Origin of the sequence: Candidatus Nanopelagicus limnes (assembly GCF_002287885.2) — a bacterium.
Lineage (GTDB): Bacteria > Actinomycetota > Actinomycetes > Nanopelagicales > Nanopelagicaceae > Nanopelagicus > Nanopelagicus limnae.
On sequence record NZ_CP016768.2, the window covers coordinates 657,811 to 684,559 of the forward strand.

General features: G+C 41.3%; 27 protein-coding genes. 1 reads left to right on the forward strand and 26 read right to left on the reverse strand.

The features are described 5' to 3' along the window. Positions 1-2 precede the first annotated feature (2 nt). The 12 genes from metK to pyrR are packed head-to-tail and all read right to left on the reverse strand — an operon-like array spanning position 3 to position 13,206. A complete protein-coding gene (metK, locus tag B1s21122_RS03280) occupies positions 3-1,193 on the reverse strand; it encodes a methionine adenosyltransferase (RefSeq protein ID WP_095680652.1) in 1,191 nt (396 codons plus the stop codon). Positions 1,194-1,197: 4 nt separating this feature from the next. Next, a complete protein-coding gene (gene coaBC, locus B1s21122_RS03285) occupies positions 1,198-2,397 on the reverse strand; it encodes a bifunctional phosphopantothenoylcysteine decarboxylase/phosphopantothenate--cysteine ligase CoaBC (RefSeq protein ID WP_095680651.1) in 1,200 nt (399 codons plus the stop codon). 9 nt (positions 2,398-2,406) lie between these two features. Beyond that, positions 2,407-2,685 (reverse strand): DNA-directed RNA polymerase subunit omega, encoded by a 279-nt coding sequence (gene rpoZ, locus B1s21122_RS03290; protein WP_041868585.1) that lies wholly within the window; start codon positions 2,683-2,685, stop codon positions 2,407-2,409. A gap of 25 nt (positions 2,686-2,710) precedes the next feature. Beyond that, the gene (gene gmk / locus B1s21122_RS03295) at positions 2,711-3,577 is read right to left on the reverse strand and encodes a guanylate kinase (protein ID WP_095680650.1); all 867 of its coding nucleotides are present in this window, start codon (positions 3,575-3,577) and stop codon (positions 2,711-2,713) included. A 2-nt stretch (positions 3,578-3,579) separates the two neighbouring features. Further along, the gene (gene pyrF, locus B1s21122_RS03300) at positions 3,580-4,272 is read right to left on the reverse strand and encodes an orotidine-5'-phosphate decarboxylase (protein ID WP_095680649.1); all 693 of its coding nucleotides are present in this window, start codon (positions 4,270-4,272) and stop codon (positions 3,580-3,582) included. Further along, positions 4,272-5,204 carry a dihydroorotate dehydrogenase gene (locus B1s21122_RS03305; RefSeq protein ID WP_095680648.1) on the reverse strand — a complete coding sequence of 311 codons (933 nt, stop codon included), beginning with the start codon at positions 5,202-5,204 and terminating at the stop codon, positions 4,272-4,274. The genes pyrF and B1s21122_RS03305 overlap by 1 nt, the downstream gene beginning before the upstream one ends. Before the next feature lie 2 nt (positions 5,205-5,206). Next, the gene (locus tag B1s21122_RS03310) at positions 5,207-6,055 is read right to left on the reverse strand and encodes a dihydroorotate dehydrogenase electron transfer subunit (protein WP_095680647.1); all 849 of its coding nucleotides are present in this window, start codon (positions 6,053-6,055) and stop codon (positions 5,207-5,209) included. After that, positions 6,052-9,303 carry a carbamoyl-phosphate synthase large subunit gene (carB, locus tag B1s21122_RS03315; RefSeq protein ID WP_095680646.1) on the reverse strand — a complete coding sequence of 1,084 codons (3,252 nt, stop codon included), beginning with the start codon at positions 9,301-9,303 and terminating at the stop codon, positions 6,052-6,054. Before carB ends, B1s21122_RS03310 begins: the two co-directional genes overlap by 4 nt. After that, on the reverse strand, positions 9,296-10,444 hold the full coding sequence (gene carA / locus B1s21122_RS03320) for a glutamine-hydrolyzing carbamoyl-phosphate synthase small subunit (protein WP_095680645.1): 1,149 nt from the start codon (positions 10,442-10,444) through the stop codon (positions 9,296-9,298). Before carA ends, carB begins: the two co-directional genes overlap by 8 nt. Next, positions 10,437-11,738: a dihydroorotase gene (locus B1s21122_RS03325; protein WP_095680644.1), complete on the reverse strand. Its 1,302-nt coding sequence runs from the start codon at positions 11,736-11,738 to the stop codon at positions 10,437-10,439. Before B1s21122_RS03325 ends, carA begins: the two co-directional genes overlap by 8 nt. Beyond that, entirely contained in the window at positions 11,738-12,688 is a 951-nt protein-coding gene (locus B1s21122_RS03330; RefSeq protein WP_095680643.1) for an aspartate carbamoyltransferase catalytic subunit, read from the reverse strand. Before B1s21122_RS03330 ends, B1s21122_RS03325 begins: the two co-directional genes overlap by 1 nt. Continuing rightward, positions 12,685-13,206: a bifunctional pyr operon transcriptional regulator/uracil phosphoribosyltransferase PyrR gene (gene pyrR / locus B1s21122_RS03335; RefSeq protein ID WP_095680642.1), complete on the reverse strand. Its 522-nt coding sequence runs from the start codon at positions 13,204-13,206 to the stop codon at positions 12,685-12,687. Before pyrR ends, B1s21122_RS03330 begins: the two co-directional genes overlap by 4 nt. Before the next feature lie 114 nt (positions 13,207-13,320). On the opposite strand from pyrR, the gene B1s21122_RS03340 reads away from it, so the two are divergent. Further along, positions 13,321-13,770, forward strand: a complete 450-nt coding sequence (locus B1s21122_RS03340; RefSeq protein ID WP_095680641.1) for a transcriptional regulator — start codon at positions 13,321-13,323, stop codon at positions 13,768-13,770. Here B1s21122_RS03340 and nusB read toward each other — a convergent pair. From nusB to hisS, 14 genes are all read right to left on the reverse strand, one after another. Then, positions 13,767-14,174, reverse strand: a complete 408-nt coding sequence (gene nusB, locus B1s21122_RS03345; RefSeq protein ID WP_095680640.1) for a transcription antitermination factor NusB — start codon at positions 14,172-14,174, stop codon at positions 13,767-13,769. The two genes, B1s21122_RS03340 and nusB, sit on opposite strands and share 4 nt — an antisense overlap. Before the next feature lie 3 nt (positions 14,175-14,177). After that, positions 14,178-14,738, reverse strand: a complete 561-nt coding sequence (gene efp / locus B1s21122_RS03350) for an elongation factor P (RefSeq protein WP_095680639.1) — start codon at positions 14,736-14,738, stop codon at positions 14,178-14,180. Between the two features lie 66 nt (positions 14,739-14,804). Continuing rightward, positions 14,805-15,236, reverse strand: coding sequence for a type II 3-dehydroquinate dehydratase (gene aroQ, locus B1s21122_RS03355; RefSeq protein ID WP_095680638.1), 432 nt, complete (start codon positions 15,234-15,236; stop codon positions 14,805-14,807). Beyond that, complete coding sequence (gene aroB, locus B1s21122_RS03360; protein ID WP_095680637.1) at positions 15,233-16,258, reverse strand: 3-dehydroquinate synthase; 1,026 nt, start codon at positions 16,256-16,258, stop codon at positions 15,233-15,235. The genes aroQ and aroB overlap by 4 nt, the downstream gene beginning before the upstream one ends. Further along, on the reverse strand, positions 16,255-16,770 hold the full coding sequence (locus B1s21122_RS03365; RefSeq protein ID WP_095680636.1) for a shikimate kinase: 516 nt from the start codon (positions 16,768-16,770) through the stop codon (positions 16,255-16,257). Before B1s21122_RS03365 ends, aroB begins: the two co-directional genes overlap by 4 nt. After that, positions 16,770-17,954 (reverse strand): chorismate synthase, encoded by a 1,185-nt coding sequence (gene aroC, locus B1s21122_RS03370; protein WP_095680635.1) that lies wholly within the window; start codon positions 17,952-17,954, stop codon positions 16,770-16,772. The genes B1s21122_RS03365 and aroC overlap by 1 nt, the downstream gene beginning before the upstream one ends. Positions 17,955-18,024: 70 nt before the next feature. Continuing rightward, positions 18,025-18,408 (reverse strand): prepilin peptidase, encoded by a 384-nt coding sequence (locus B1s21122_RS03375; RefSeq protein ID WP_095680634.1) that lies wholly within the window; start codon positions 18,406-18,408, stop codon positions 18,025-18,027. A 45-nt stretch (positions 18,409-18,453) separates the two neighbouring features. After that, positions 18,454-19,251 carry a shikimate dehydrogenase family protein gene (locus tag B1s21122_RS03380; protein WP_095680633.1) on the reverse strand — a complete coding sequence of 266 codons (798 nt, stop codon included), beginning with the start codon at positions 19,249-19,251 and terminating at the stop codon, positions 18,454-18,456. Further along, complete coding sequence (gene mltG / locus B1s21122_RS03385; protein ID WP_095680632.1) at positions 19,248-20,243, reverse strand: endolytic transglycosylase MltG; 996 nt, start codon at positions 20,241-20,243, stop codon at positions 19,248-19,250. Before mltG ends, B1s21122_RS03380 begins: the two co-directional genes overlap by 4 nt. Continuing rightward, complete coding sequence (ruvX, locus tag B1s21122_RS03390) at positions 20,240-20,692, reverse strand: Holliday junction resolvase RuvX (protein WP_095680631.1); 453 nt, start codon at positions 20,690-20,692, stop codon at positions 20,240-20,242. Before ruvX ends, mltG begins: the two co-directional genes overlap by 4 nt. Positions 20,693-20,706: 14 nt before the next feature. Then, positions 20,707-23,388, reverse strand: coding sequence for an alanine--tRNA ligase (gene alaS / locus B1s21122_RS03395; protein ID WP_095680630.1), 2,682 nt, complete (start codon positions 23,386-23,388; stop codon positions 20,707-20,709). A 2-nt stretch (positions 23,389-23,390) separates the two neighbouring features. Then, the gene (locus tag B1s21122_RS03400) at positions 23,391-23,702 is read right to left on the reverse strand and encodes a DUF948 domain-containing protein (RefSeq protein ID WP_095680629.1); all 312 of its coding nucleotides are present in this window, start codon (positions 23,700-23,702) and stop codon (positions 23,391-23,393) included. Between the two features lie 29 nt (positions 23,703-23,731). After that, the gene (aspS, locus tag B1s21122_RS03405) at positions 23,732-25,483 is read right to left on the reverse strand and encodes an aspartate--tRNA ligase (protein WP_095680628.1); all 1,752 of its coding nucleotides are present in this window, start codon (positions 25,481-25,483) and stop codon (positions 23,732-23,734) included. A 6-nt stretch (positions 25,484-25,489) separates the two neighbouring features. Then, positions 25,490-26,746 (reverse strand): histidine--tRNA ligase, encoded by a 1,257-nt coding sequence (gene hisS, locus B1s21122_RS03410; RefSeq protein ID WP_095680627.1) that lies wholly within the window; start codon positions 26,744-26,746, stop codon positions 25,490-25,492. Between the last annotated feature and the right edge of the window lie 3 nt (positions 26,747-26,749).

Here is a 26,749-nt window from a genome sequence, read left to right on the forward strand (position 1 = left end):
GTTTACTTAACTAGAGCCTTTAGTGCCGCGGCTCGGTCAGTTTTCTCCCAAGTAAAATCTGGCAATTCTCGACCAAAATGTCCATATGCTGCGGTTTTGCCATAGATAGGGCGCAATAAATTTAAATCTCTAATAATTGCAGCAGGGCGTAGATCAAATACCTCTTTAACTGCATCACTAATTTTTGATAAATCAAACTTTTCTGTTCCAAATGTTTCCACAAACAAACCAACAGGTTGAGCTTTACCAATTGCATATGCCACTTGAACTTCACATCTATCGGCAAGCCCGGCAGCAACGACATTTTTCGCTACCCATCGCATAGCGTAAGCAGCAGAACGATCAACCTTAGATGGATCTTTACCTGAGAATGCTCCGCCACCATGTCGGGCCATGCCACCATAAGTATCAACAATAATCTTACGTCCAGTAAGTCCGGCATCACCCATTGGACCACCAATGACGAATCGACCTGTTGGATTAATCAGTAATCTAACCGAAGAAGTATCTATCGCAAGATCTTTAATAATTGGATCGATCACATATTTCTTTACCTCTGGCGCAAGTTGCTTTTCAAGATCAATATCCGAAGCGTGCTGGGAAGAAATTACCACCGTATTCAAAGCAACTGGTTTATCACCTTGATACTCGATTGTTACTTGAGTTTTACCATCAGGTCGCAGATAGGAAAGTGTTCCATCTTTTCTAACCTTCGTAAGTTGCTGGGCAAGCTTATGTGCCAGAGAGATTGGAAGTGGCATTAGTTCAGGAGTGTCATTTGAAGCGTAACCAAACATTAATCCTTGGTCGCCAGCCCCTTGTAGATCAAGTGGATCAGATGAAGATGACACTCGACTTTCGAAGGCATCATTAACACCTTGTGCAATATCTTGAGATTGTTGACCTATAGAAATTGAAACACCACAAGAATTTCCATCAAAACCTTTATCAGATGAGTCGTAACCGATCTCTAACACGGTATCTCTTACGATATTCATAACATCTGCATATCCATTTGTTGTTACTTCACCTGCAACATGTACCTGACCAGTGGTTATTAAAGTTTCAACAGCAACACGACTCTTTGAATCTTGAGAGAGTAAGGAGTCCAAAATGGCATCAGAGATCTGATCAGCGATCTTATCTGGATGGCCTTCGGTTACAGATTCTGAGGTGAAAAGACGATTTTTCATAGGCTTAACTTAACTTACCTACTAATTGATCGAGCAATATATCCGAGAGCGTGTCTTTACTTATTTGTGGCACTTTAATCACATTGTGGTTTTTATCAATGATTAGGCCTTGAGTATTTTCACTTCCAAACACCGCGCCATCTGACACATTATTAACATAAATCAAATCTAATGACTTGCTAACAAGCTTTTCCTCGCCCCGTTGCTGCAACTCTGCTAGCCCAGAAATAGTTTCGGCAGCAAAACCAACAATAATCTGACCTGGTTTTTTCTTCTCAGATAAATTCCGTAAAATATCAGGATTCTTAGAGAATGAAACTACATCCAAATTTTCTTTCTTGATTTTCTGTTCAGAATAGTTAGCCACTTTCGCATCTGCAACAGCTGCGCTCATGATTAGCGCATCACATTCGGAAAATTCATACTCAAGTACCGCAGCCATTTGATCGGCGGTTTCAACACTTGTAATCGTCACTCCTTCAATTACTGGTAAATCAGTATTTGCTGCAATTAAATGAACTTGCGCTCCCCTACTTGCAGCTGCTGCTGCAAGAGCAAAGCCTTGTCGGCCAGAAGAGCGATTACCTATAAATCTAATTGGATCAATCGGTTCACGGGTACCACCAGCGGTTATCAGAATTTTTTTACCAGCTAAATCTGCGGTGATATGAGTGGTCAAGTTGATAATCTCGATGATTTTGCTAACTTCTGGGTAGCGTCCAACACCAACATCAGAACCAGTCATTCGACCTTCATCTGGTGCAACGACAATAAATCCTCGATCTTGAAGTGTTTTCACATTTGCAACCGTCGCAGGGTTTGACCACATCTCAGTATGCATTGCAGGTACTAGTATTTTAGGAGCGGTTGAAGCTAAAACAATATTTGTAAGGAGGTCATCAGCACGCCCAGAAGCTAATTTTGCTAGAAGATCTGCGGTGGTTGGAGCAATAACAATTAAATCGTTTTCCTTAGCCATCAAGATGTGAGGAACCTTCTCAACTTCACTCCAAAGGTCAGTTAATACCTTTCGGCCCGATAACGCTTCCCATGTGGCTTTACCAACAAAATTCAAACTTGCAGAGGTGGGAACGACATCAACTATGAAGCCTTGTTCTTGTAACCGACGTAGCAGATCACAGGATTTATATGCAGAGATTCCACCTGAAACGCCAAGCAGAAGTTTTCGACCACGGGGAAACATGGTTAGTAATTAGCTCGCTGGAGTTGTTTGCTTTGGTTCTAGATTTTCGATGGTGAGAAGACCCTCATTGATTTCACGAAGCGCGATGGAAAGCGGCTTCTCGTGAACATAAGTTTCAACCAGTGGTCCTACGTATTCCAATAAACCTTCACCTAATTGTGAGTAATAAGCATTAATTTGACGTGCGCGCTTAGCCGCATAAAGAACCAAACTATATTTTGATCCAGCCTTGTCCAATAAAGCATCGATTGGTGGATTAGTAATTCCATCTAGTGCTTGATTGCTCATTTGTGTCCTTTAGTTGATTTGCTGGTTATCGAAGGGCCAAAGATACCAGTTCGGCCACCGACTGTTCCACTTGATGATTTATCACAATATGATCGAATTCAGCGGCAGCAGATAGCTCTTCTTTAGCCCTTTCAAGACGAGCCTGAGTTGAATGCTCTGATTCAGTACCTCGATTGATCAAGCGGGTTGTTAACTCCTCCCATGAGGGTGGTTCAATAAATATCAAAACCGCTTCTTTAGAGTTTTTTCGAACTTGCCTTGCGCCATTTAGTTCAATCTCAAGAATCACATTTTTACCCGACGCTAAAGCCTCTTCAACTGATCTTCGAGGGGTTCCATATTTTGCACCAGCAAAATCTGCCCATTCAAGAAACTCATTTTTTTGAACCATCTTTGCAAAATCTTCATCACTCACAAATTGGTAATCAACTGCATTTGTTTCACCAGTTCGTATCTTTCGCGTTGTTACCGATATTGAAATCCAAAATCGATCATCGGTTCGAAGTTGATTTGTGATCGTGCTTTTTCCAACACCACTTGGTCCAGAGACCACTAAAAGTTTTCCTGGTTTACGGGAGTTTTTGATCAAAAGAAACTCCTGTCTTAACAGCTCAAGTTGTCGCTTGCCTACCCCGCCAATTCTACGTGAAGGTGATATGCCGGTTCTACCAATGATCAACTCTGCTCTAGTTTTTCCAATCCCCGGTACAGCGGTTAACAAATCAATCATCTTCATTCGCTTAACAGATTTACGCTCATCACCAAATAAATCGAAAAAGAATATCTCACCGTTTGTAATCATTTCCTTTACCTTTGCTCGCTCTTGCCGAGCTTTGACCGCATTCTCGCCAGCTTTTCTTCTAGACCTTCCACTTAATCTTGGCGGCAACATTATTACCCCAAACTATTGGCTATTAAATCGATCTTCCTACGCATTTTAAGATCTGAACCATCCCATTGACTAGTAATTGATCTGCCAATCACGACGAAATCAGCACCCGCAGAGATTGCATCCGGTGCGGACATCACACGACTCTGATCACCTAAATCATCACCCGCTACACGAACACCTGGAGTTATCAACACTGCATCTTTAAATTGATTTCTTAAACTTGATACTTCAAATGGTGAACAAACCAAAGATGTGGCGCCAGCTTTGATAGCAACACTCGCCCAAAGATTAGTGGTATCTGCAATTGAACATCTATATCCCATCTTTGAAAATTCATCTTCAGAGAAAGAGGTTAGTACTGTGACCGCTGTGATTGAACCATTTGGAAAAGCTTGACTGGCCGCTTCAATCATCTTCGCGCCACCAGAGGCATGCACCGTTAGGAATTTTGGTGATAATTTAGCCACTGATTCAACAGCACCTTTTACCGTATTAGGTATGTCATATAACTTAAGATCTAGAAAAAGCTTGAAATCACAAATTTCACGCAGTTGCATGATCCCTTCACTGCCATGCTGTAAATAAAATTCTAAACCAATCTTGAAATGATCAATTTGATCAGATGATGCTTTAATCCACTGACCCGCTTGATTTAAATCTTTGGTATCTAAAGCAAGAATTATCGGAAGGCTCATTACACTCCTCGATGGGCAAAACCAATTGCATCTCTAAAATCGCTAAATCCTTTTTGAGTTAGAAGTTCGGATAATTCATTTCGTATTTGTAGAGCTGCCATGGGATTACCAAAACTTGCCGTGCCTACTGAAACTGCGCTTGCTCCGGCCAAAACTAATTCCAGTGCATCTCTTCCACTGGCCACACCGCCCATGCCCACTATTGGAGTATTAGGAAATGCTTGATGCACTTGATAAATCGCTCTTACTGCAACAGGCCTAATCGCTGGTCCAGATAAGCCACCAGTTTTACCAGCTAATTTTGGTTTCATAGTATTGGTATCAATTACCATTCCAAGCAGAGTATTTATTAAAGCTAATCCATCAACACCGGCATTGATTACAGCAGAGGCTATCTCCACAATATCTGTCACATCTGGCGATAATTTGGCAACAATAGGTAATTCACCACCAATGTTTCTTCGTACAGCTTCTATCACAGCAGTTGCTGTATCAGTATGGCATGCAAAAACTTGTCCACGATTTTCAACGTTAGGGCACGAGATATTTACTTCTACCGCGCTAATACCCGGCACGGCTCTTAATCTTCTAGCTAATACGCCATATTCATCAACGGTCTCACCAGCAATAGAAACAATGATTTTTACCTGATTAGCCACTAACCACGGGATATCATTTTCAAGAAATGCATCTATACCAGGGCCTTGCAATCCAATTGAATTAAGCATTCCACTTGGAGTTTCAGCCATTCGTGGAGTTGCCCTGCCAGTTCTTGGCTTAGTCATAATTGATTTTGTAACTATCGCTCCAATCTCAGTTAAAGAAAAGAACTGAGAAAGCTCCTGCCCAGAGCTTGCGCAACCACTTGCGGTAAAAATTGGATTTGAGAACCTCTTGCTGCCGATTTTCGTTGAAAAATCTAATGCGCTCATATTTATAACGCATCCATTACGGTTTTTCGATCCCAGATAATTTCAGCACCATCCATTACCGGTCCATCAATACAGGTTCGCACCATCTTGATGCCACCTTCATTCTTAACTGGTATTACACAGGTCATACAGACACCAATTCCACACGCCATCGCTTCCTCAACCGCACATTGATGGGCGATGTCAAAATCTTCTGCAATTTTTGCGATAGCAGAGAGCATTCCCATGGGTCCACATGAGTAAATAACCTCTGTTGAATACTCTCTAATTAACCTTGGAATTGCTTCACTAATCTGACCATGAATTCCTGTGCTGCCATCATCTGTTGTTAGAGTTAATGATGAAACACTGCGCTTTCCTTCAAGAGGTGCGTAAATCTTATTTGCCGTACTTGCGCCTAAAACCATGTCCACTCGGCAACCACGATTTTTCAATACTTCAGCCAAAGCAAATAGTGGAGCTGAACCATAACCACCACCGATTAACATCGTATTTGCATTTGTTGTTGGAATTCCAAAAGCTGTTCCAAGGGGACCAACCATGTCAATAAAAGCTCCAACATTTTGCCCGCATAACCATTTACTACCCTGACCATGAGGGGCGACTACTAATTCAATACTTCCTCCCATTGGTCCTTTATCGCTGGCTCGATAAATAGCAAAAGCTCTTCTTAAAATTAATGAGGATTGTTCGCCACCAACTGAGATAGCAACAAAATTGCCAGGTTTACTATGAGCAGCCATATCCCCCACCGCAAAAACCATATGGTGATATGGGCCAACTTTTTTGTTGCTTAAAACCTCTGCTTGAATCTGTTTGGCATTCCGATTGATTTTTTGTGGAGTTATCATTGCATCCACTCCTGCAAAGATTTAATTCCAAACTCATCTTTTTGCAGAGCGCTTATCCCCGCAACAGCTGCTTTAAAGCCTGGAATAGTTGTTATGCATGCGACAGATCGTGAAATCGCTGCAGTTCTTATCAAGAATCCATCCTGACGAGATCCCCGTCCAAGTGGAGTATTGATAACTAATTGTACTAATCCTTTCGTGATCAGATCATTGGCAGATAACTGATCTGTTTGAGGATCAGAGTTTTTTCTAACCTTTTCCGATGGAATACCTTTTTCAGTCAGATATGAATGAGTACCTGCCGTGCTATAAATTTTAAATCCTAGTTCATGTAATCCTCTTGCTGAGCGCCAACCAGAATCCTTATCTCGTTGCGAAAGTGAAATAAAGACAGCACCTGAAATTGGCAGTGGCCCAAAAGCAGCTATTTGGCTCTTTGCAAATGCCAAGCCGAAATTATTGGCTATCCCCATAACCTCACCAGTTGATTTCATCTCCGGACCTAAAACAGTATCAACTCCAGTGCCATCTATTCTGCGGAATCGATTAAATGGTAGAACCGCCTCTTTCACGGACACTCCATTCGCTTTTCCATCACCGCTCTTTGGTAAAAGAGCATCTATGCGAAGTTGGGCAATACTGACCCCAGTTGCAATTAACGCAGCAGCCTTGGCTAATTGGACACCAGTTGCTTTCGCAACAAATGGCACAGTTCTTGACGCTCTTGGATTTGCCTCTAAAACAAACAGTTTCTGAGGATCTCCACTTACGGCGAATTGAATATTGATCAACCCTCTGACGCCAACATCTTTTGCAATTTTTTCGGTGGCAATTCGTATCTGATCCAACATATTTTTATCAAGTGAAGTACTTGGTAGAACGCAAGCAGAATCGCCCGAATGAACACCAGCCTCTTCAATATGCTCCATCACTCCAGCTAAATACAGATCTGACCCATCATAAAGAGCATCTACATCTATTTCGATTGCATCATCTAAAAACTTATCAATTAATACTGGATGGTTTGGCGTGATGGCGGTAGCTTTTTCAATAAAACCTCGCAGAGATTCCTCATCATAAACAATCTCCATGCCTCGCCCGCCTAGAACATAAGATGGCCTTACTAGTACTGGGTAGCCGATTCTTGTGGCAATCTCAGAAGATTCTTGATAAGAATTAGCCATTCCAAAATTAGGTGCACTTAAATCGTTCTTGCTGAGAATCTCACCAAAGGCACCACGCTCTTCCGCCAAATCAATTGCATCAGGTGAGGTGCCAAGAATTTTCACGCCCGCATCTAATAAACCGCGAGCAAGACCTAATGGAGTTTGACCTCCCAATTGTGCGATCACTCCTAGAACTGGGCCAGCTGCATTTTCGGCAGCAATTACTTCTAACACATCTTCTAGAGTTAGTGGCTCAAAATACAATCTATCTGAAGTGTCGTAATCCGTTGAAACAGTTTCTGGATTGCAATTAATCATAATTGTTTCATAGCCTGCCTTTTGCAAGGCAAATGATGCATGAACACAGGAGTAATCAAATTCAATTCCTTGACCTATTCGATTAGGTCCACTACCAAGAATGATTACCGCTGGCTTACTCCTAGATAACACTTCACTCTCTTCATCATAAGCAGAGTAGTAATACGGAGTAAGAGCTGCGAATTCACCAGCACAGGTATCGACAGTCTTATAGACGGGGTGAAGATTCAAATTACTTCTCATCTGACGAACTTCGGATTCATTGGTTTTTCTTAGTTCTGCAATTTGTGCGTCTGAAAAACCCATCATTTTTGATGATTTTAAAAGCTCTCTTGTTAATTCTCCAGAGTTTGCAATCAAGGAAGCTTGATCATTTATCAGCCTAATCTGCTCTAGAAACCAGGGATCAATTTTAGTTATCTTAAAAACTTCATCAACTGTTGCGCCATTAAATAGAGCTGATTGAACCTGCTGCAATCGAAATTCAGTTGGCACAACAATCTTTCCAAGCAATTCAGAAAGATTCTCTGTGCGCCATTTAAAGGATGCGCCTACTTTTTCTAAGGAGCGTAGAGCTTTTTGTAGAGCTTCTGGAAAACTTCGGCCAATCGCCATGGCTTCACCGACACTTTTCATAGTGGTCGTTAAACGTGTATCAGCCTCTGGGAACTTCTCAAAAGCAAATCTAGGAACTTTCACAACTACATAATCCAATGCTGGCTCAAATGATGCTGGTGTTGATTTAGTTATATCATTTTCGATTTCATCTAATGTATAGCCAATTGCTAACTTGGTTGCAATCTTTGCAATCGGAAAACCAGTTGCTTTTGAGGCAAGTGCTGATGATCGAGAAACTCGTGGATTCATCTCGATAACAATGATTCGACCGTCTGCAGGATTAACTGCAAATTGAATATTGCACCCTCCAGTGGCAACCCCAACCTCTCGAATGATCTTTATAGAAAGATCACGCAATTTCTGATACTCAACATCGGTTAAAGTCATAGTAGGAGCAACCGTTATTGAATCTCCTGTATGGACTCCCATTGGGTCAACATTTTCAATGCTGCAAACTATTACAACATTGTTATTGTTATCTCGCATAACCTCTAACTCATATTCTTTCCATCCAATTATTGATTCTTCAAGTAGTACTTCAGTGGTTGGACTATGTCGCAAACCAGCTCCAGCAATTTGTTGCAGATCTGATTCGTTATAAGCAATTCCAGAACCCAACCCACCCATAGTGAATGAAGGACGCACAACAACTGGATATTTAAGTTCTAAAGCAGCTGCCAAACAATCTTGCATTGAATGGCAAATCTTTGATTTTGCTGATTGTCCACCGATACTTTCAACTATCTTTTTAAACACTTCGCGATCTTCACCTCGTTTAATTGCCTCAACATCCGCACCGATTAATTTGGTGCCATATTTAACAAAAGAACCTCGCTCATGAAGGGCCATTGCAGCGTTTAGTGCAGTTTGTCCACCTAATGTTGCCAGCACTGCGTCCGGACGTTCTTTATCCAAAATCATCTCTATAACTTCTGGCGTAATTGGTTCGATGTATGTTGCATCAGCGAATTCAGGATCCGTCATAATTGTTGCAGGATTAGAATTAATGAGGATTACACGAATCCCTTCCGCCCGTAAAACCCGACAAGCTTGAGTACCTGAATAGTCAAATTCACAAGCTTGCCCGATAACTATTGGTCCACTACCAATTACCAATACACTCTTAATTGAATTATCTTTAGGCATTTAATTCCTTCAAGCCCATTTTTGGATTCTGCATTAAATCAACAAATCTTTTGAAAAGATAGGAAGCATCATGCGGTCCGGCTGCAGATTCTGGGTGATACTGAACTGAAAAAGCGGGAATAGAAATCAACTCAAGACCTTCAACAACAGAATCATTTAATGAAATATGAGTAACTCTGCCATCACCATATACAGTCTTAAACTCATGGTCCTTTGGAGCAGCAACTGCAAACCCGTGGTTATGAGCCGTAATTTCAACTTTGCCAGTTGTTAAATCAACAACCGGCTGATTTATACCGCGGTGTCCAAACGGTAATTTATAAGTTTCAAAACCCAATGCTCTTCCCAATATTTGATGGCCAAAACAGATTCCAAAGAAAGGAATTTCATCCGCTAATACATTTCTTACAAGTTCAACAACCTCAGTCATAGCAGCCGGATCCCCTGGTCCATTGGATAGGAATACGCCGTCTGGTGCAATAGCTTTTATCTCTTCATATGTAGTGTTCATAGGCATAACGTGAACTTGAATACCCAACTCTGACATCGCTTTTGGAGTTGCTCCTTTAATACCGAGATCAATTGCAGCAACCTTTAAAATGGTTGAAACTCCTTGTGGCGGATTTACTATGTAAGGTTTTGAAGTTGTTACATCTGAGGCCAGAAAAGCTCCACTCATTGGTTGTGTTTTACGTACCTTTACAACCATTTCTTCTCTACTTAATTCGGTATCGCTAAAGATTCCAACGCGCATAGCGCCGCGATCTCTTAGATGTCGAGTGATAGCTCGGGTATCAACGCCTTGAATTCCAACAACCCCGGAACTAATCAACTCCTCCTCTAGAGATTTCTCACTTCTCCAATTACTAGCAATTGATGATGGATTGCGGACAACAAAGCCTGCTACCCAAATCTTTGAAGATTCTTGATCAGTTTTATTCATTCCAGTATTACCAATGTGTGGAGCTGTCATGACAACAATTTGTTTGTGGTAGGAAGGATCTGTCAAAGTTTCCTGATATCCGGTCATTCCAGTTGAGAACACTGCCTCTCCGTAGGTTTCACCGGTTTTAGCCCAAGCACTTCCTTCAAAAATACGTCCATCATCTAAAACCAAGTAGGCAGTCTTTGATTTACTCATTGCTCTCTGATTTCTTTTCTACTACCTGCGACTCTTGCAGGACATGCTCTCCATTATGGAATACATCAGTAATCACACTTGGCATTTCCATCCCATTAAACGGAGTGTTCTTACTTTTTGACTTCAATTTATCGCGATCCACACGCCAGTTTTTTTCTAAATCAATCAGGATCAGATTTGCAGATTTACCAACGGCTATTTCGTTGCCTTGGTTGGCGTAGCCAGCTATCCGGGCCGGGGCAACTGACATTCGATCAATTAAATCAGGCCAAGTCATTAACTTTGTTTCAATCATTGTTTTTACAACAACAGACAGAGCAGTTTCAAGACCAACCATGCCAAAGGCACCTGCTTGGAATTCACAGTCCTTATCTTCAGATGGATGTGGGGCGTGATCAGTTGCCACAATATCGATTACCCCTTCAGCTAAACCTTCTCGCAAAGCTTGCACATCCTTCTGAGTTCTAAGTGGTGGGTTCACTTTATAGATCGGATCGTAATTCTCTACTAATTCATCGGTCAGCAGAAGATGGTGAGGCGTTACCTCAGCTGTGACTTGAATCCCACGCTGCTTTGCCCACCTTATTAATTCAACGCCACCGGCTGTTGTTACATGGCAAATATGTAATCTTGATTGAACATGTTCAGCTAGCAAGATGTCTCTTGCAATAATCGCTTCTTCAGCAATGGCTGGCCAACCTGGTAATCCGATTCGAGCAGAGATTATTCCTTCATTCATTTGTGCGTTAACAGTTAATCTGGGTTCTTGAGCATGCTGGGCAATGATTCCATTAAATGTTTTGACATACTCAAGTGCTCTTCGCATTATTAATGGATCAAATACGCATTTTCCATCATCACTAAATATTCTTACCTTTGCTATTGAATCTGCCATGGCACCCATCTCAGCTAATTGCTCGCCGAGTAAACCTCTAGTCACTGCGCCTATTGGATTAACATCTACTAATCCTGCACTCTTGCCTAAACGATAAATTTGTTCAACAACTCCCGCGTTATCTGCAACTGGATTTGTGTTCGCCATAGCAGATATCGCTGTGTAGCCACCAGCAACTGCTGATCTTGAACCGGTTAATACGGTTTCGGCATCTTCCCTGCCTGGTTCGCGAAGGTGAGTGTGTAGATCAACTAGACCTGGGATCAAAAGCTTAGATTTAGCATCAATGCCATCGGTAACATTTCCGGCTGTTGCTTTATCAACTTTAGTAATTACACCATTGCTTATCTCAACATTAACTAGGTTGCCATTAGCCAATTTCGCATTCGAAATTTTCATTACTTGCCCTCCCCAATTGGTGCCCCACCAAGTAATTCGTATAAAACTGCCATACGAATCGCGACACCATTTTTTACTTGATCAATGATGACTGACTTCAAATCGTCTGCGCTCTCGGCTGATATCTCAAGCCCGCGGTTCATTGGCCCTGGATGCATAACAATTGCATTTTTGGATAGTTTAGCTAGTCGAACTGAATTTAAACCGAAACGTTTTGAGTATTCCTGCGATGATGGAAAGAAAGAATCATTCATACGTTCTAGTTGGATTCGAAGCATCATCACAACATCACATTTTGAAATCTCATCATCAAGATCATATGAAATCTTTACTGGCCAATCTGATACACCCACTGGTAGTAAGGTAGGAGGTGCTACCAATGTTACTTGCGCACCTAATTTTGTTAACAAAAGAACATTGCTTCTAGCAACTCTTGAGTGGAGAATATCTCCAACAATTAATACTTTTACACCAGATAGATCTTTCTCATTATTTCTTAAGTGTTGTTTTATTGTAAATGCATCTAGGAGGGCTTGCGTAGGGTGTTCATGTGTTCCATCCCCCGCATTTATTACTGCCGCTTGAATCCACTGTGTATCTGCCAAACGTTTAGCAGCGCCAGAACTGCCATGGCGAATCACAACAGCATCAGCTCCCATTGCTTGCAAAGTTTGAGCAGTATCTTTCAAACTCTCGCCCTTACTCACCGATGATCCTTTAGCCGAAAAATTAATTACATCCGCGGATAATCTTTTAGCTGCAGTTTCAAAGCTAATTCGGGTACGAGTTGAATCTTCAAAAAAGAGATTTACAACAGTTTTTCCCCGGAGTGTTGGCAATTTCTTATTTGGACCATCGGTTATTTGAGCTAACTCTTTTGCTGTTGATAACAAATTAAGGGCACTTTCTTTGGTTAAATCTGCAACCGACAATAGATGCCCATTGATCATTTGATCAGCTCCACTAGATCTTCTTCATCCAACTCAGAAAGATGAACTTTTACACTTTCTGTAATTGAGGTGGGGATATTTTTACCCACGTAATCTGCCCTGATGGGTAATTCCCTGTGGCCGCGATCAACTAGTACAGCTAATTGGACTGATTTTGGTCGTCCTAACTCACCAATCGCATCTAATGCTGCCCGAATGGTGCGGCCAGAAAACAACACATCATCAACCAGAACTAAATCTTTACCTTCTATGCCACCTACCGGTAATTTGGTAGGAAGAATTGGTTTTGGTGGACGCAGCCTCAAATCATCGCGATGTAAGGTGATATCTAAGACACCACAAGCCACATCCCCTTCAATCTCGCTAATGAAGGCAGCAATGCGATCTGCTAAATAAGCACCGCGAGTTGGGATACCCATTAAAACTAGATTTGAGATCCCTTGATTATGTTCAATGATTTCATGTGAAATGCGTTTAATTGCCCGATCGATGTCGGAGCCTGATAACAAAATACCCATTTACTTCTCCTTCGCCGCCTCTCTGGACGGATCGTTAAAGGAATCGCCGTATGTTAGCAGAGAGGCTGTGGATATTGAAAATCATGAAAATCCGCGTGTGGCTAGTGTGCTGCTATGAATAAAAATAACCAAGCAGAACGCTTAAGAATGATTAGAAAATCAAAAGGGTGGAGTTTGCAAGATGTAGAAAACCACTCAAATGGCAAGTGGAAGGCAGTTGTAATCGGCTCCTATGAGCGAGGGGATCGAGCAATCTCCCTAAAGAAAGCGATTTCCCTGATGGAGTTCTACCAAGTGCCGGTCAGTGAACTTTTTCCAGAGATAGCACCGATAGTTTCAGCGCGAAGCTTAACCTTAGATTTGGTAAGGATTTCAAGTGGAAGCGATGCTCATACCGAACAGATAAGAAGGTTTACAAGATTGGTTAGTGATCGACGCAAGGATTGGAACGGTCAGTTGTTAACAATTAGAGCAAATGATCTGCAATTCCTATCGCTGTTGCTGGGTTTAACTGATGCAGCAACACTTGATTACCTAACTGAGGCAGAGTTACTAACTGCCTAAATGGCGATTGAATCCTTAAGTTTGATAATCCTTCCTAGGACACCATTGATATAGCTTGAGGATTCATCGGTTGAAAGTGATTTAGCCAGTTCAACAGCTTCATCGCAGGCCACCTGAATATCTATCTCTGCAGCCCATAAGATTTCAAATATAGCTATTCTTAAAATATTGCGATCAATTGGCGGCATCCGGTCCATATCCCAGCCTTGCGCGTAAGTAATAATTAATTCATCGATTTTGGGTAGGTGCTCAGCAACACCATTTATTAGCACTAAAACATATGGTTCTTGCGATAGTTCATTAGCGCCGCGGGCGCTAAACAAGTCAGCGGCTAAAACCTTCTTAATATCTGCTTCATAGAGAAAATCTAATGCCCGTTTTCGAGCTTTACTGCGGGCAGACATCTTTTAGTTTGCTCGCCCAAGATAAGCACCAGTTCTTGTGTCAACCAATACTTTTTCATCTTGCTTGATAAACAGTGGAACCTGAACTGTAATTCCAGTCTCAACTGTTGCTGGTTTAGTACCACCAGAAGATCTATCACCTTGTAATCCTGGCTCTGTATAAGTGATTCTCAATTCCACTGATGCTGGAAGTTCAATGAATAGAGGATTACCTTCATGCATAGCCACAATTGCATCGGCATTTTCCAGTAAATAATCAACTGCATCTCCAACAGTTTGTTTACTAATTGAGATTTGATCGAAATTAGTAGAGTCCATAAACATGAAATCTTCACCATCTTTATATAGATATTGCATATCGCGCTTATCCACTTGAGCAACCTCTACTTTAACGCCAGCGTTAAAAGTTTTTTCAACTACCTTACCGGATAAAACTGAACGCATTTTGGTGCGCACGAAAGCTCCACCCTTACCTGGCTTAACATGTTGAAACTCGATTACGTTCCACAATTGACCATCTAAATTCAAGGTCATTCCATTTTTTAAATCGTTAGTGGTAGCCATTTTTGCCTCATCTAATATCGAAAATCTTTAAGTATTTCTTAAAAACTATTGTCCAAGCCTACCTTGTCAGCCAACTAATTTTTGCATCGCGATTAGGGCCAAGTGGTAGCTATCCACACCAAATCCAGCAATGGAACCTTTAACTACCCCACTAATTACTGATGTGTGACGAAACTCTTCCCGCGATAGCGGGTTTGAAAGATGAACTTCAATAACTGGCGCAGAAAGCATAGTTACCGCATCTCTTATCGCGTACGAGTAATGAGTAAATGCAGCTGGATTGAAGATAACCGGTTGCTTCTTATCTGCGGCTTCGTGAAGCCAAGAGATTATTTCACTCTCGCTATCACTTTGTTTAATTTCAATATCAATGGACAATTCCTTGGCTTTTTCTTCGATTGCCTTCTTTAATTGGCTGTAATCAAGATCGCCGTAATGTTTCTGTTCACGTAGATCAAGTCTAGAGAGATTAGGTCCATTTAGTACAAGTATCTTCATTTGGCTATTCTCTCATAAACCTTACTGAGTGTGCTTGGCGAAACATCATCAAACCAAACAGGTTTCCCAATTTTACTAATTCCGATGAACCGTAGTTTTGAGTTTCTTACCTTTTTATCTTTGGCCAATAGGGCAAGTAAGGGTTTAAATTTATTGATTGGATAGGAAATAGGTAAATCAAAGTTTCTTAGTAATTCCCTATGTAAAAGCACAGCATCATCTGATAGACCAGATAATTTCCTACTCAATTCTGCGGCGAATACCATTCCAATACTGACAGCCTCACCGTGTCTTAGTTTGTAACCACTATTTTTCTCTATTGCATGCCCTAAAGTGTGGCCATAATTGAGTATTTCTCTTAATTTACTCTCTTTAAAATCTTTAGACACAACATCTGCCTTAACTTTAATAGCGCGAGTTATAAGTTGCTGGTAATCCAAATCATCATCTTGTGCAAGATTTAGAATCTTATAATCGGCAATAAAGCCACACTTAAGAACTTCGGCCATGCCTGCTGATAAATCTCGCTTTGGTAGGGTGTTTAAAAATGCTAGGTCGATCAAAACTTCAGTTGGAGAATAAAAAGATCCGATCAGATTTTTACCGCTCCTAGCGTTGATGCCAGTCTTGCCACCAACCGCAGCATCAACCATTCCTGCCAACGAGGTTGGGATTGCATACCAAGAGATTCCTCTTAACCAAGATGAAGCTGCAAAACCAGCAAGATCAGTAGTAGCCCCACCACCTATACCAATGATTGCATCAGCACGGGCAATGCCCTCTGCCGCACACTTACTCCACACTTTATCCAACACATTTATATTTTTCTGATTCTCCCCCTCTGGCGTTGTAAAGAACTTAACGCCTGAACTTTCCTTTAATTTATATTTCGAAACTATCGATTTCGGAGCAATAATCAATACTTTATTGTGAATGCTTGAGATTGCTTTGACCTCATTAGTCCAATTCACGCCGACCTTTACTGGATATCGGTGTTCACCTTTTACATTAATGATTTTCATATTTTCGCTTTAATTTTCTCTACGATAATTTTCGCTACCTCATGGGGTTTCTTACTGTCAGATGAAACGGTATCACTTGCCAATTTTTCATATACCGGACGACGCACGCTCATTAGATTCATCCATTGTTGTCTTGGATTAATGAGCAACAGTGGTCTATCTTTGTTGAAACCAATTCGAACTGCGGCTTGTGCTATTGAAACATCAATGAAAATCACTGGATAGCTGGCTGATTCTAATATTTGCGAAATCTCTGTATTTATCGGTGCTCCACCACCCAATGAAACAATCCCTTCAAAATCTTGCAATAATTGCTTAACTTTTTCTACTTCTAAAGCACGAAAATGAGGTTCTCCATCATCTACGAATATTTCAGATATTTTCTTACCTGAAGATTTTTCAATTTCAGTATCACTGTCAATAAACGGTAATGACAAATCTTTTGCAAGTGACTTACCAATACTAGATTTTCCTGCACCAGGTGGACCAATTAAAACGATTTTATTAAGCATTACTTTATTTCTAAGCTCTTCATGTATTGCTCAAAGTTACGCTTAGTTTCTTGAACACTGTCACCACCGAATTTTTCCAATACTGCATCTGCAAGTACTAGCGCTGCCATGGCTTCTGCCACTATTCCCGAAGCGGGAACTGCGCATACATCTGATCTTTGATTTATCGCTTTAGCTGCCTCACCTGTAGCAACGTCAATTGTGTCTAAAGCTTTAGGTACTGTGGAGATTGGTTTCATGGCAACTTTTACTCTAAGAATCTCACCATTACTCATACCGCCTTCAGTACCACCAGCGCGATCTGTTCGACGGACAATTTCACCTTTTGCATTTTTTTCAATTTCATCATGAGCAACTGAACCTCTTCGCTTGGCAGTTGCAAAACCATCTCCCAACTCAACACCTTTGATTGCCTGAATACCCATCATCGCTCCAGCTAATCGAGCATCTAAACGTTTATCCCAATGAGTATGTGAACCTAGGCCAGGCGGCAAGTTGTAAGCCAAAATTTCAACGACACCACCTAATGTGTCTCCGTCTTTGTGAGCTTGTTCAATCTCTTTTACTATCTCATCGCTAACTTTCTTATCTGCGCATCGAACTGGATCTTCATCGATTCGCTGGCGATCGGTAATAGACGGCAGTTTGTAATCTTCAGCAACACTTATCTTTCCTATCGATACAACATGGCTCAAAATTTCGATTCCCACACTTTGTTTTAGAAATGCTCGAGCAACAGCTCCAAGTGCAACACGGGCAGCGGTCTCTCGAGCGCTTGCTCGTTCCAAAATCGGTCGGGCATCTGAAAAATTAAACTTTTGCATGCCAACTAAATCAGCATGTCCTGGTCGTGGTCTAGTTAGTGGTGCGTTCCTTGCCAAATCTTTAATTTCATCTTCAGGTACTGGATCAGCGCTCATGATCTTTTCCCATTTAGGCCATTCAGAGTTCGCTATTTGAATTGCAATCGGGCCACCTTGAGTTTTCCCATGCCGGATTCCACCTGTAATTGTGATCTTATCCGCCTCAAAATTTTGTCTAGCTCCTCTTCCAAATCCCAAACGACGGCGAGATAAATCTATGTCGATATCTTTACTAGTAATCAACACATGCGCTGGAATACCTTCAATGATTGCCGACAGAGCAGGACCATGCGATTCCCCAGCTGTCAACCATCTAAGCACTGCATTCTCCAATCAAATTTGATAGGAGTATTCTCTCAGATCATCTTCTTAACTCGTTGCCAATTTACCCTTAAGGTATAGAAAACTTCGCTAAAACTGTTCCTAAAATCATAAATGGAGCGAAGGCAAACGAAGCCTTTGGTTTGAATAATGCGAAAACACCACCTATTAACCAAGTAATAGTTACAGCATGCATTAGTTGAAAAAATGAGGAAAGCGGAAGAGTGCAAATAATTGACAACTTTAAATCCCCTTCACCCAATTTACGCTGGCTTATAAAATACAGCATTAGATATATGGTGAAATTCAGAAACGATATCAGCCAATTTCTCCAGTACAGCATAAGCAAGATCAATCCAGTAGCAAGCAAATCTGAATTTTTTATCATTTGAGTACGAATGTCATACCAAGCTATTTTGGCAAAAAAAGCAATTGCTAGAATTTCAAGGATCATTCCTTGAGGATATTGAACACGACCTGCTACATGTAAGGCTGTGGATTACTTTTTAATCGCCTCGTATGCAACCTTCAATAAATCTGTGCGCATCTGATCAAAATTAAATTCTTTTTGTGAGAAATAATTGATTTGAAAAAGTGCTTGTTCAACTAACAGTGATAATCCTCCAATTACATGCTTACCTAAATTTTGATATCTCTTGGCTAGTTCAGTTGGCCAAGGATGATAAATCACTTCAAAGAAATCGGCTTTAGTAGAAATCACAGACAATCCATCAGTTGCTCCGGCTGGTGTAGTTGAAATAATCAAATCTCTATCTTGGATCTCTTCAAAATTATGCCAATCAAGAAAATCTATATCTAGATCTACCGCTGCAGCGTGCAACTGATCATGCCTGGTTAAAGATCGGGTTAAGACTGTTACTTCAGTGCCAGTCCCCTTCAACGCACCCAGTGCTGCACGAGCAGTTCCACCAGCTCCAAGAATTGCTATCTTCTTACCAAAGTATGGTTTCAGTAGATTCTTAAATGCCAGAAGATCTGTTGATATACCGATACTTCCAGTTGATTCAAAAATAATTGTATTGACAGAAGATATCTGTTTTGCGATTGGATCAACTCTATCTACAAACCCAATTGATATCTCTTTCAAAGGCATCGTAAGTGCTAATCCACGAAATCCTGCATTCTTGCATTCAAAATAATAGTTACCAAAATCTTGTTCCTTAACTTCATTTGACCCAAAATCTGCTTTAACACCTAAAATCTCATAAGCAGTTGAATGCAATAGAGGGGAAAGGGAATGACCGATTGGGCTGCCAGCTACCGCTAACTTAATCAATTGAACAACCCCGCATCTTCATTTTTCCTGAATTCATTAGCCCAGATATTAAATTGATCAAAGGATTTAGTGAATCTGGTGTCACCTGGTTTGACTGTAACGTAATACAACCAATCCCCGCTGGCTGGATTAACTGTTGCTTCTAAAGCCTTCTCCCCTGGATTGCTTATCGGACCTGGAGGTAAACCCCGATATTTATAAGTATTGTATTTGGAATTTGTATCCAAGCGCTTGTACGGCAGTCTAATTTTGCCTCTTGTATTTGTTGCGTAATCAATCGTGGCGTTGATTTGAAGAGGCATTCCAATCTTTAAACGATTGTAAATAACCTGAGCAATTTTAGGGAAATCATTTAGATCCCCCTCTGATTGAACCATTGAAGCAATGATTAGTAGCTCGTAAGGGGAGAAATTCTTGAAACCTTTGTCTATACCTGAGTTTTTTGCTGCAATATAAAATCGATCAACCATCTGTTCAATTGCTTGATCAAAGGTACTGCCCGGATAAATCGAATACTGCGCTGGAAATAGGAAACCTTCTACATTTGAAGTTCTATAAAGATCACTGATTTTAGTTATTCCAGAGTATTTACCTGAAACCAATTTAGATTTTGCAAGTAAATCCAATATCTCACTCTTTCGCAATCCTTCGATGAAACCAAACAATCCTCGATTTCGTTTTGGATCCAATAATTGCTCTAATGCTGTGCTGGCTGAGATCTCTAAATCAATTTCATGTATACCTGGGGTAATTGATTTTGACCTTTTATCATTAATGGCTATTTTGTAAAACACTTTTTCAGCCTTAATAACTCCGGCTTCTCGTAGTTTCAAAGCTATCTCACTTCCTGAATCTCCTGGTTCAATTAAGATTTCAGCCTTATCAACTGCAGAAGTATTTTTATAGTCATTTAGCAAAAAAGCATTATGGACCGAAACGCTGAGTAAGGTGAAAACTAAGCCAACACCTAGGGCCGCAATGAGTTTCTTCAAATCAAAATTCCTACCGCGCCACCAGATTTTTCATTTTGCAATGCAGATTCCAGAATGGTCACAGCAGCTATTTGATCAATGACAGATTTACTCTCCTTCTCACTTTTTCCTATCTCTCTCATTTGGGAGTAAGCGCTCTGAGTACTCATTCTTTCATCGACCATATAAATAGGACCAGAAAAATACGATTTAATTAGTTTTCCAAATTCCAGCGCAGAGAGTGATTTCGCACTCTCAGAACCTGATAAATGGATCGGATTACCAATCACAACATATAGAGGTTCTATCTCGGCAAATATATCCTTCAATTTTATTGGCAACTGTTGATCATTAATAATCGTTGCATGAGGTGAAACTAGGATTGAAGCTGCATCTGAAGTTGCCACACCAATTCGTTTCTCGCCATAATCAAAACCGATCCGTCGTCCTTGAGCTACCGGTTTAGTCATTTCCACACCTATCGTTATTTAATCTTTCCACTAATAACCTTAGTTATTTCCGCCATTGCTTTAACAATCGATCCCGAATCCGTGCCCCCACCTTGCGCAAAATCATCTTTTCCACCGCCACCGCCACCAAGAATTGTTGAACCAGTTTTAATCAGTTCGCCCGCCTTAATCCCTAACTTAATTGCCTCGGGAGAAACTGATGCCACTATAAGTGGTTTTGAGCTAACTACAGTTGCTAAAACAACTACCCCATCTTTGATTTTGCTTCTTAGATCCAATGCAATACTTCTCATATCCTCAACTGAAATTTCATCTGCTAGCTGCTCGACTATTAAATTAATGCCACTCATTGCCTTTGCATTTTTCACCAAGCTCGCAGCACTTGCCATTGCTTTGGCCGATCTGACAGTGGAGAGTTCTTTCTCCATGCCTTTCATTTTTTCAATCAATTCAGATATGCGTTGTGGCAATTCATCCGTGCGAACACCTTTGATAATTTCAGTTAAGGAATTAAGAAGGACGTGCTCACGAGCTAGATATTGATAAGCATCATGCCCAACTAAAGCTTCAATTCGGCGAACACCAGCGCCAATAGAGGATTCTGAAAGTAGTTTTACTAAACCTAATTGCCCAGATCTACTCACATGGGTTCCACCGCATAATTCTCTAGCCCAATCGCCAACACTTACAACTCGAACTTGATCCCCATATTTCTCACCAAATAGTGCCATTGCTCCCATCGCCTTGGCAGCATCTTGTGACATAACTTCAGCATGTACTTGCAAGTCTGCTATCAATAATTCATTGACTCGACTTTCAACATCATTTAATACAGATATCGGCACAGCTGCTGTGGAAGGAAAATCAAATCTAAATCTTCCCGGAGCATTCTCTGATCCTGCTTGGGTAGCTGTTTCACCTAACACTTCACGAAATGCTTTATGAACCATGTGGGTTGCAGTGTGTGCGCGAGATATCGCCAATCGACGTTCTAGATCAATTTCAGCCACAACCTGATCGCCATCTTTAACAACACCACTAACCACACTTCCACGATGAACAATTAATCCAGGTACTGGTGTTTGAACATCTTCTACTTGAATGATCGCGCCGCTGGCTAATTTAATTCTTCCGCCATCAGCTAGCTGCCCACCGCCTTCGGCATAAAACGGTGTTCTATCAAGAGTAATTTCAATCTCTGATCCTGCGTTTACTTCTTTAGCTTTTTTGCCATCAACAATTATTCCCGTTAATTTCGCCTCAGCCGAGATGTTTTCATAACCCACAAATTTAGTTGCGCCAGATTTATCTATGATCGCGCGGTATTCAGTTAAATCAGTATGTCCGCTTTTCTTAGCCTTCGAATCTGCTTTTGCCCGATCGCGCTGCTCATTCATTAATTTTCTAAAGCCAACTTCATCTACCCCTAAGCCCTGTTCGCGAGCCATTTCAAGTGTTAAATCAAAAGGGAATCCATATGTGTCATGTAATTTAAATGCAGTATCCGCCGACAAAGCGGTTGATTTAGATTTCTTTAATTGATCTGCAGCTAAATCAAAAATACTCGTACCACTCTTCAAAGTTTGAATAAAACTATCCTCTTCAGATTGAGCAACAGCTAAGATGCGCTCAGAATCACTTACTAACTCCGGATATTGTGGTCCCATTGCTTTAATTGAGCTTTTAACCAGTTCTGACATAACTAAATCTTGTGAACCAAGTAAGCGCATATTTCTTATAGTTCTGCGCATCATTCTTCTTAAAACATATCCACGGCCTTCGTTACCTGGTGTGACACCATCTCCGATCAACATCATGGCGGTACGTGCATGGTCGGCAACCACTCTTAAAGACACATCATTCTTTTCATTTTTGCCATACACAACTTTGGTCAGCTCAGATGCTTTATCCAAAATAATTCTGGTTGTATCGATTTCATATATATTTTCAACACCTTGAAGTAAGGCAGCAGTTCGCTCAAGGCCAAGACCAGTATCAATATTCTTAGCCGGCAATTCGCCCACAATAGGGAAAGAGTTCTTGTCTCCACCTTCACCTCTAATGTTTTGCATAAACACCAGGTTCCAAATTTCAAGGTATCTATCTTCATCAGCGATTGGCCCACCTTCTTTGCCATAGGCACTGCCGCGATCAAAATAGATTTCAGAACAAGGACCACATGGACCAGGAACGCCCATCGACCAAAAATTATCCGCCATGCCCCGGCGCTGAATGCGATCTTTAGGAACTCCAACTTGTTTTTCCCAAATCTGAGCTGCTTCATCATCATCTTGATAAACAGTTACCCAAAGTTTGTCTTCGCTAAATCCATAGCCACCATCTGATGTGGATTTAGTTAATAACTCCCATGCCAATGAAATAGCGCCTTCTTTGAAATAATCTCCAAAGGAAAAGTTACCGCACATTTGGAAAAATGAAGCATGTCTGGTTGTTTTACCGACTTCGTCAATATCTAAAGTTCGAACACATTTTTGAACAGAGGTTGCGCGTTTATAAGGAGGTTTTACTTCGCCCAGGAAATATGGCTTGAAAGGAACCATCCCGGCATTAACAAGTAAAAGGTTTGGATCATCTGCAATTAATGATGCTGATGGAACGACAGTATGTGGAAGTTTTAGCGAGTTATTTGATTCGAAAAATTTCAGCCATCTAGCGCGAATATCAGCGGAGTCCATAGTTACTCCTTCGCTTTACTTTTTTTCTTACCCTTTTTCTTAAGCTTTGCTGCAGTAACAATTGCAGCTGCTGCTTTCATTGCCATTGGGTTTTCATCTAAGAAGGATTCAGTTGCACTAGAAACTTTCTTTGTTAAATTCTCAATTGATTTACCGGCATTACTTAGACTCTTCAACGGGCTATTTATCATCGACAAAGTTTTAGTAATTTCATCAATTAATCTGGATGCTCGAATCACTGTATATGCAACAGCCACTGCTATTACGGCAAGGGAGGATGCGGCAATTATCGTTGCAATTCCACCCGGACCCATATTGGGAAGAATACCTGAAAAGAGGGTAACTACTTGGCAGCGGCTGGAGTATCAACCCCAGACTCTTTGCGTTGTGCAGGAGTAATTGGTGTTGGTGCCCCTGTTAATGGATCTCCCCCGCTAGCTGTCTTAGGGAATGCAATAACTTCACGAATGGATGAAGCACCTGCCAACAATGCGCACAAACGATCTAAACCAAGTGCGATACCACCATGAGGAGGCGGCCCATAATTAAAAGCTTCCAACAAAAATCCGAATTTACTTTCTGCCTCTGCTTGAGAGAGTCCAATAGTTTTAAATACGCGTTGTTGAACCTCTCTTTGATGAATACGTATAGATCCACCACCGATTTCACTGCCATTTAAAACAATGTCATATGCATAGGCCAAAGCATCCTTTGGATCTTTATCAAAGGTTTGTGCGAACTCAGGTTTTGGTCCAGTAAATGGGTGATGGACCGCAGTCCAACCAGCAGATGGATTTTCAGCATCAACTGGTTCAAACATTGGCGCGTCAACAATCCAAACAAACTTCCATGCTTTTTCATCAATTAAATTGCAACGCTGACCAATCTCCAAGCGAACTGCACCTAATAAGCTCTGCGAAGAAACAGTTGATCCAGCAGCAAAGAAAATTGCATCACCGTTTTTAGCACCGACTTGATTGGCAATCCCAGCACTTTCCTTCTCTGATAAATTCTTAGCAACTGGACCAGATAATGTTGCGTCCTCGCCAACTAATATGTAAGCCAATCCTTTAGCACCTCTTGCTTTAGCCCAATCCTGCCAAGCATCTAACTCTCGTCGAGGTGAGCTTGCCCCACCTGGCATAACTACAGCACCGACATACTCAGCTTGGAAAACCCTAAAAGAGGTGTCCTTAAAGAATTCAGTAACATCGCTAATCTTGTTATCAAAACGTAGGTCAGGTTTATCTGAACCATAATCCTTCATAGCATCGCGATAAGTCATATGCGGTATTGGGGTTGGGATCTTATAACTAACCACTTTTTCAAAAACATTTACCAAGACTTTTTCTGCTATTGCAATCACATCGCCTTGATCGGCAAATGAAATCTCAATATCTAGTTGTGTAAACTCTGGTTGGCGGTCTGCCCGAAAATCTTCATCTCGAAAACATCTTGCGATTTGGTAGTACCTCTCCATGCCAGCAACCATCAGTAATTGCTTGAACAACTGGGGTGATTGCGGCAACGCATACCAAGATCCTGGCTGAAGCCTGACTGGCACCAAGAAATCTCTGGCGCCTTCCGGAGTGGATCTAGTTAGGTAAGGTGTTTCAATTTCAAGAAAATCCTGCTGCGCCATTACATCTCGAATTGCTGTGGTTACCTTAGATCGCAATCTTAAATTCTTAGCTGGTCCTTCTCTCCTTAAATCTAAATAGCGGTATTTCAGTCGCACCTCTTCTGAAATGTTGCCTATATCCCCACTATCAACTGGAAAAGGCAGTGCTGCAGCTTCACTTAACACCTTAAGTTCTTCACAAACCACTTCGATTTCACCAGTTGGAATCTCTTTATTCTCATTACCAGCAGGACGTGTCTTGACTACTCCTGAAATTAATACACACCATTCTGCGCGAAGTTCACCCGCCACTTTTTCATCATTAATTACTACCTGAACTGCCCCAGTTGAATCACGTAAATCAATAAAGGCAACCCCTCCATGATCTCTGCGACGAGCCACCCAACCAGCAAGAACAACTTGAGTTCCAACTGAACTAGCATTTAAAGATCCAGCATCATGGGTGCGCAGCATTACGGATTACTTCCCAATCTTTTGAATTAGTTCTGAAGCATCAAGGCTACTAGATATCACTTCGCCGCTGCTCATCAATTTCAATTCGCAATTTCCAGTGGTAATTTCATCATCACCGATTACTAATCCATATTTAGCGCCACTTTTATCAGCAGCTTTCATGGCGCCTTTCAGCGCACGATCTCCATAAGCCATATCGCAGGTGATTCCTGCTTCACGCAATTCAGCTAATAATTTGAATCCGGCAGCCTTGCCCGCATCGGTAATAGGCGCGATGAAAAGTTGAATCTGATTAATAACTGCTGGCAGTGAATTTTCTGCTTGGCACGCCATCAAAATACGATCTACTCCTAAACCAAAACCAATCCCACTCACATCAGCTCCACCGAGTGATGCCATTAGGCCGTCGTATCTGCCACCACCACCAATTCCAGATTGAGCGCCAAGCATTTCATGATCAAACTCAAAGGTAGTGCCGGTGTAGTAATCAAGACCACGCACCATTCTCGGATTTATCTTGAATTCGATACCAATATTTTTTAACAACCCCTGCACAGTTTCAAAATGCTGTTTGCTTTCTTTATTGAGGTAGTCAAGCAATAGCGGAGCTTTTGCCATTGCTGTTTTTATCTCTTCACGCTTATCATCAAATAGTCTCAATGGATTAAGTTGTGCTCGAACTTGCGTGGCTTCATCTAATTTCAGCCCAGCAATGTATTTAACTAAGTCCTTTCGGTGGGCATCTCGACTAATTGAATCACCTAGGGATGTGATATTTAATTTGTATTTCTTTAACCCCAACGCTTTAAATGCTGAATCTGCAACTGCAATAACTTCAACATCTATCTCTGGATCGCTATAACCAATCGCTTCAATACCAACTTGATAGAACTGACGATATCTACCTGCTTGCGGACGTTCGGCTCGAAAAAAGGGTCCCGTGTAAAAGAGTTTTACCGGCAATTGGCCTTTATCTAAATTATGTTCAATCACAGCACGCATTACTCCGGCTGTACCTTCAGGTCTTAGCGTTATTGAGCGACCACCGCGATCTTCAAAGGTATACATCTCCTTACTAACTACATCAGTAGATTCGCCCACACCTCGCGTAAAAACTTCCGTATCTTCAAAAACTGGCAGTTCAATTAAGTTATAACCTGCAAGGCGAGCTGTTCTTAGTAACTGCTTTCGCACATATTCGAATTGATTTGAGTTAGGCGGAAAATACTCACTGACTCCTTTGGGCGCTTGAAACTTACTCAAGTT

What these genes read in the sequence shown, in the direction of transcription:
- B1s21122_RS03375 (WP_095680634.1), bottom strand. Translation starts at nt 18,408, where the DNA reads ATGATCCTTGAAATTCTAGCAATTGCTTTTTTTGCCAAAATAGCTTGG.
- rpoZ (WP_041868585.1), bottom strand. Translation starts at nt 2,685, where the DNA reads ATGAGCAATCAAGCACTAGATGGAATTACTAATCCACCAATCGATGCT.
- pyrF (WP_095680649.1), bottom strand. Translation starts at nt 4,272, where the DNA reads ATGAGCCTTCCGATAATTCTTGCTTTAGATACCAAAGATTTAAATCAA.
- coaBC (WP_095680651.1), bottom strand. Translation starts at nt 2,397, where the DNA reads ATGTTTCCCCGTGGTCGAAAACTTCTGCTTGGCGTTTCAGGTGGAATC.
- nusB (WP_095680640.1), bottom strand. Translation starts at nt 14,174, where the DNA reads ATGTCTGCCCGCAGTAAAGCTCGAAAACGGGCATTAGATTTTCTCTAT.
- B1s21122_RS03310 (WP_095680647.1), bottom strand. Translation starts at nt 6,055, where the DNA reads ATGATAACTCCACAAAAAATCAATCGGAATGCCAAACAGATTCAAGCA.
- pyrR (WP_095680642.1), bottom strand. Translation starts at nt 13,206, where the DNA reads ATGGGTATTTTGTTATCAGGCTCCGACATCGATCGGGCAATTAAACGC.
- ruvX (WP_095680631.1), bottom strand. Translation starts at nt 20,692, where the DNA reads ATGACTAAACCGGTAGCTCAAGGACGACGGATCGGTTTTGATTATGGC.
- aspS (WP_095680628.1), bottom strand. Translation starts at nt 25,483, where the DNA reads ATGCTGCGCACCCATGATGCTGGATCTTTAAATGCTAGTTCAGTTGGA.
- aroB (WP_095680637.1), bottom strand. Translation starts at nt 16,258, where the DNA reads ATGAAAATCATTAATGTAAAAGGTGAACACCGATATCCAGTAAAGGTC.
- aroQ (WP_095680638.1), bottom strand. Translation starts at nt 15,236, where the DNA reads ATGAAGATACTTGTACTAAATGGACCTAATCTCTCTAGACTTGATCTA.
- B1s21122_RS03330 (WP_095680643.1), bottom strand. Translation starts at nt 12,688, where the DNA reads ATGATCAATGGGCATCTATTGTCGGTTGCAGATTTAACCAAAGAAAGT.
- B1s21122_RS03400 (WP_095680629.1), bottom strand. Translation starts at nt 23,702, where the DNA reads ATGGGTCCGGGTGGAATTGCAACGATAATTGCCGCATCCTCCCTTGCC.
- B1s21122_RS03325 (WP_095680644.1), bottom strand. Translation starts at nt 11,738, where the DNA reads ATGAAAATTTCGAATGCGAAATTGGCTAATGGCAACCTAGTTAATGTT.
- alaS (WP_095680630.1), bottom strand. Translation starts at nt 23,388, where the DNA reads ATGGACTCCGCTGATATTCGCGCTAGATGGCTGAAATTTTTCGAATCA.
- carA (WP_095680645.1), bottom strand. Translation starts at nt 10,444, where the DNA reads ATGAGTAAATCAAAGACTGCCTACTTGGTTTTAGATGATGGACGTATT.
- carB (WP_095680646.1), bottom strand. Translation starts at nt 9,303, where the DNA reads ATGCCTAAAGATAATTCAATTAAGAGTGTATTGGTAATTGGTAGTGGA.
- B1s21122_RS03340 (WP_095680641.1), top strand. Translation starts at nt 13,321, where the DNA reads ATGAATAAAAATAACCAAGCAGAACGCTTAAGAATGATTAGAAAATCA.
- B1s21122_RS03365 (WP_095680636.1), bottom strand. Translation starts at nt 16,770, where the DNA reads ATGCTTAATAAAATCGTTTTAATTGGTCCACCTGGTGCAGGAAAATCT.
- metK (WP_095680652.1), bottom strand. Translation starts at nt 1,193, where the DNA reads ATGAAAAATCGTCTTTTCACCTCAGAATCTGTAACCGAAGGCCATCCA.
- efp (WP_095680639.1), bottom strand. Translation starts at nt 14,738, where the DNA reads ATGGCTACCACTAACGATTTAAAAAATGGAATGACCTTGAATTTAGAT.
- B1s21122_RS03305 (WP_095680648.1), bottom strand. Translation starts at nt 5,204, where the DNA reads ATGAGCGCATTAGATTTTTCAACGAAAATCGGCAGCAAGAGGTTCTCA.
- gmk (WP_095680650.1), bottom strand. Translation starts at nt 3,577, where the DNA reads ATGTTGCCGCCAAGATTAAGTGGAAGGTCTAGAAGAAAAGCTGGCGAG.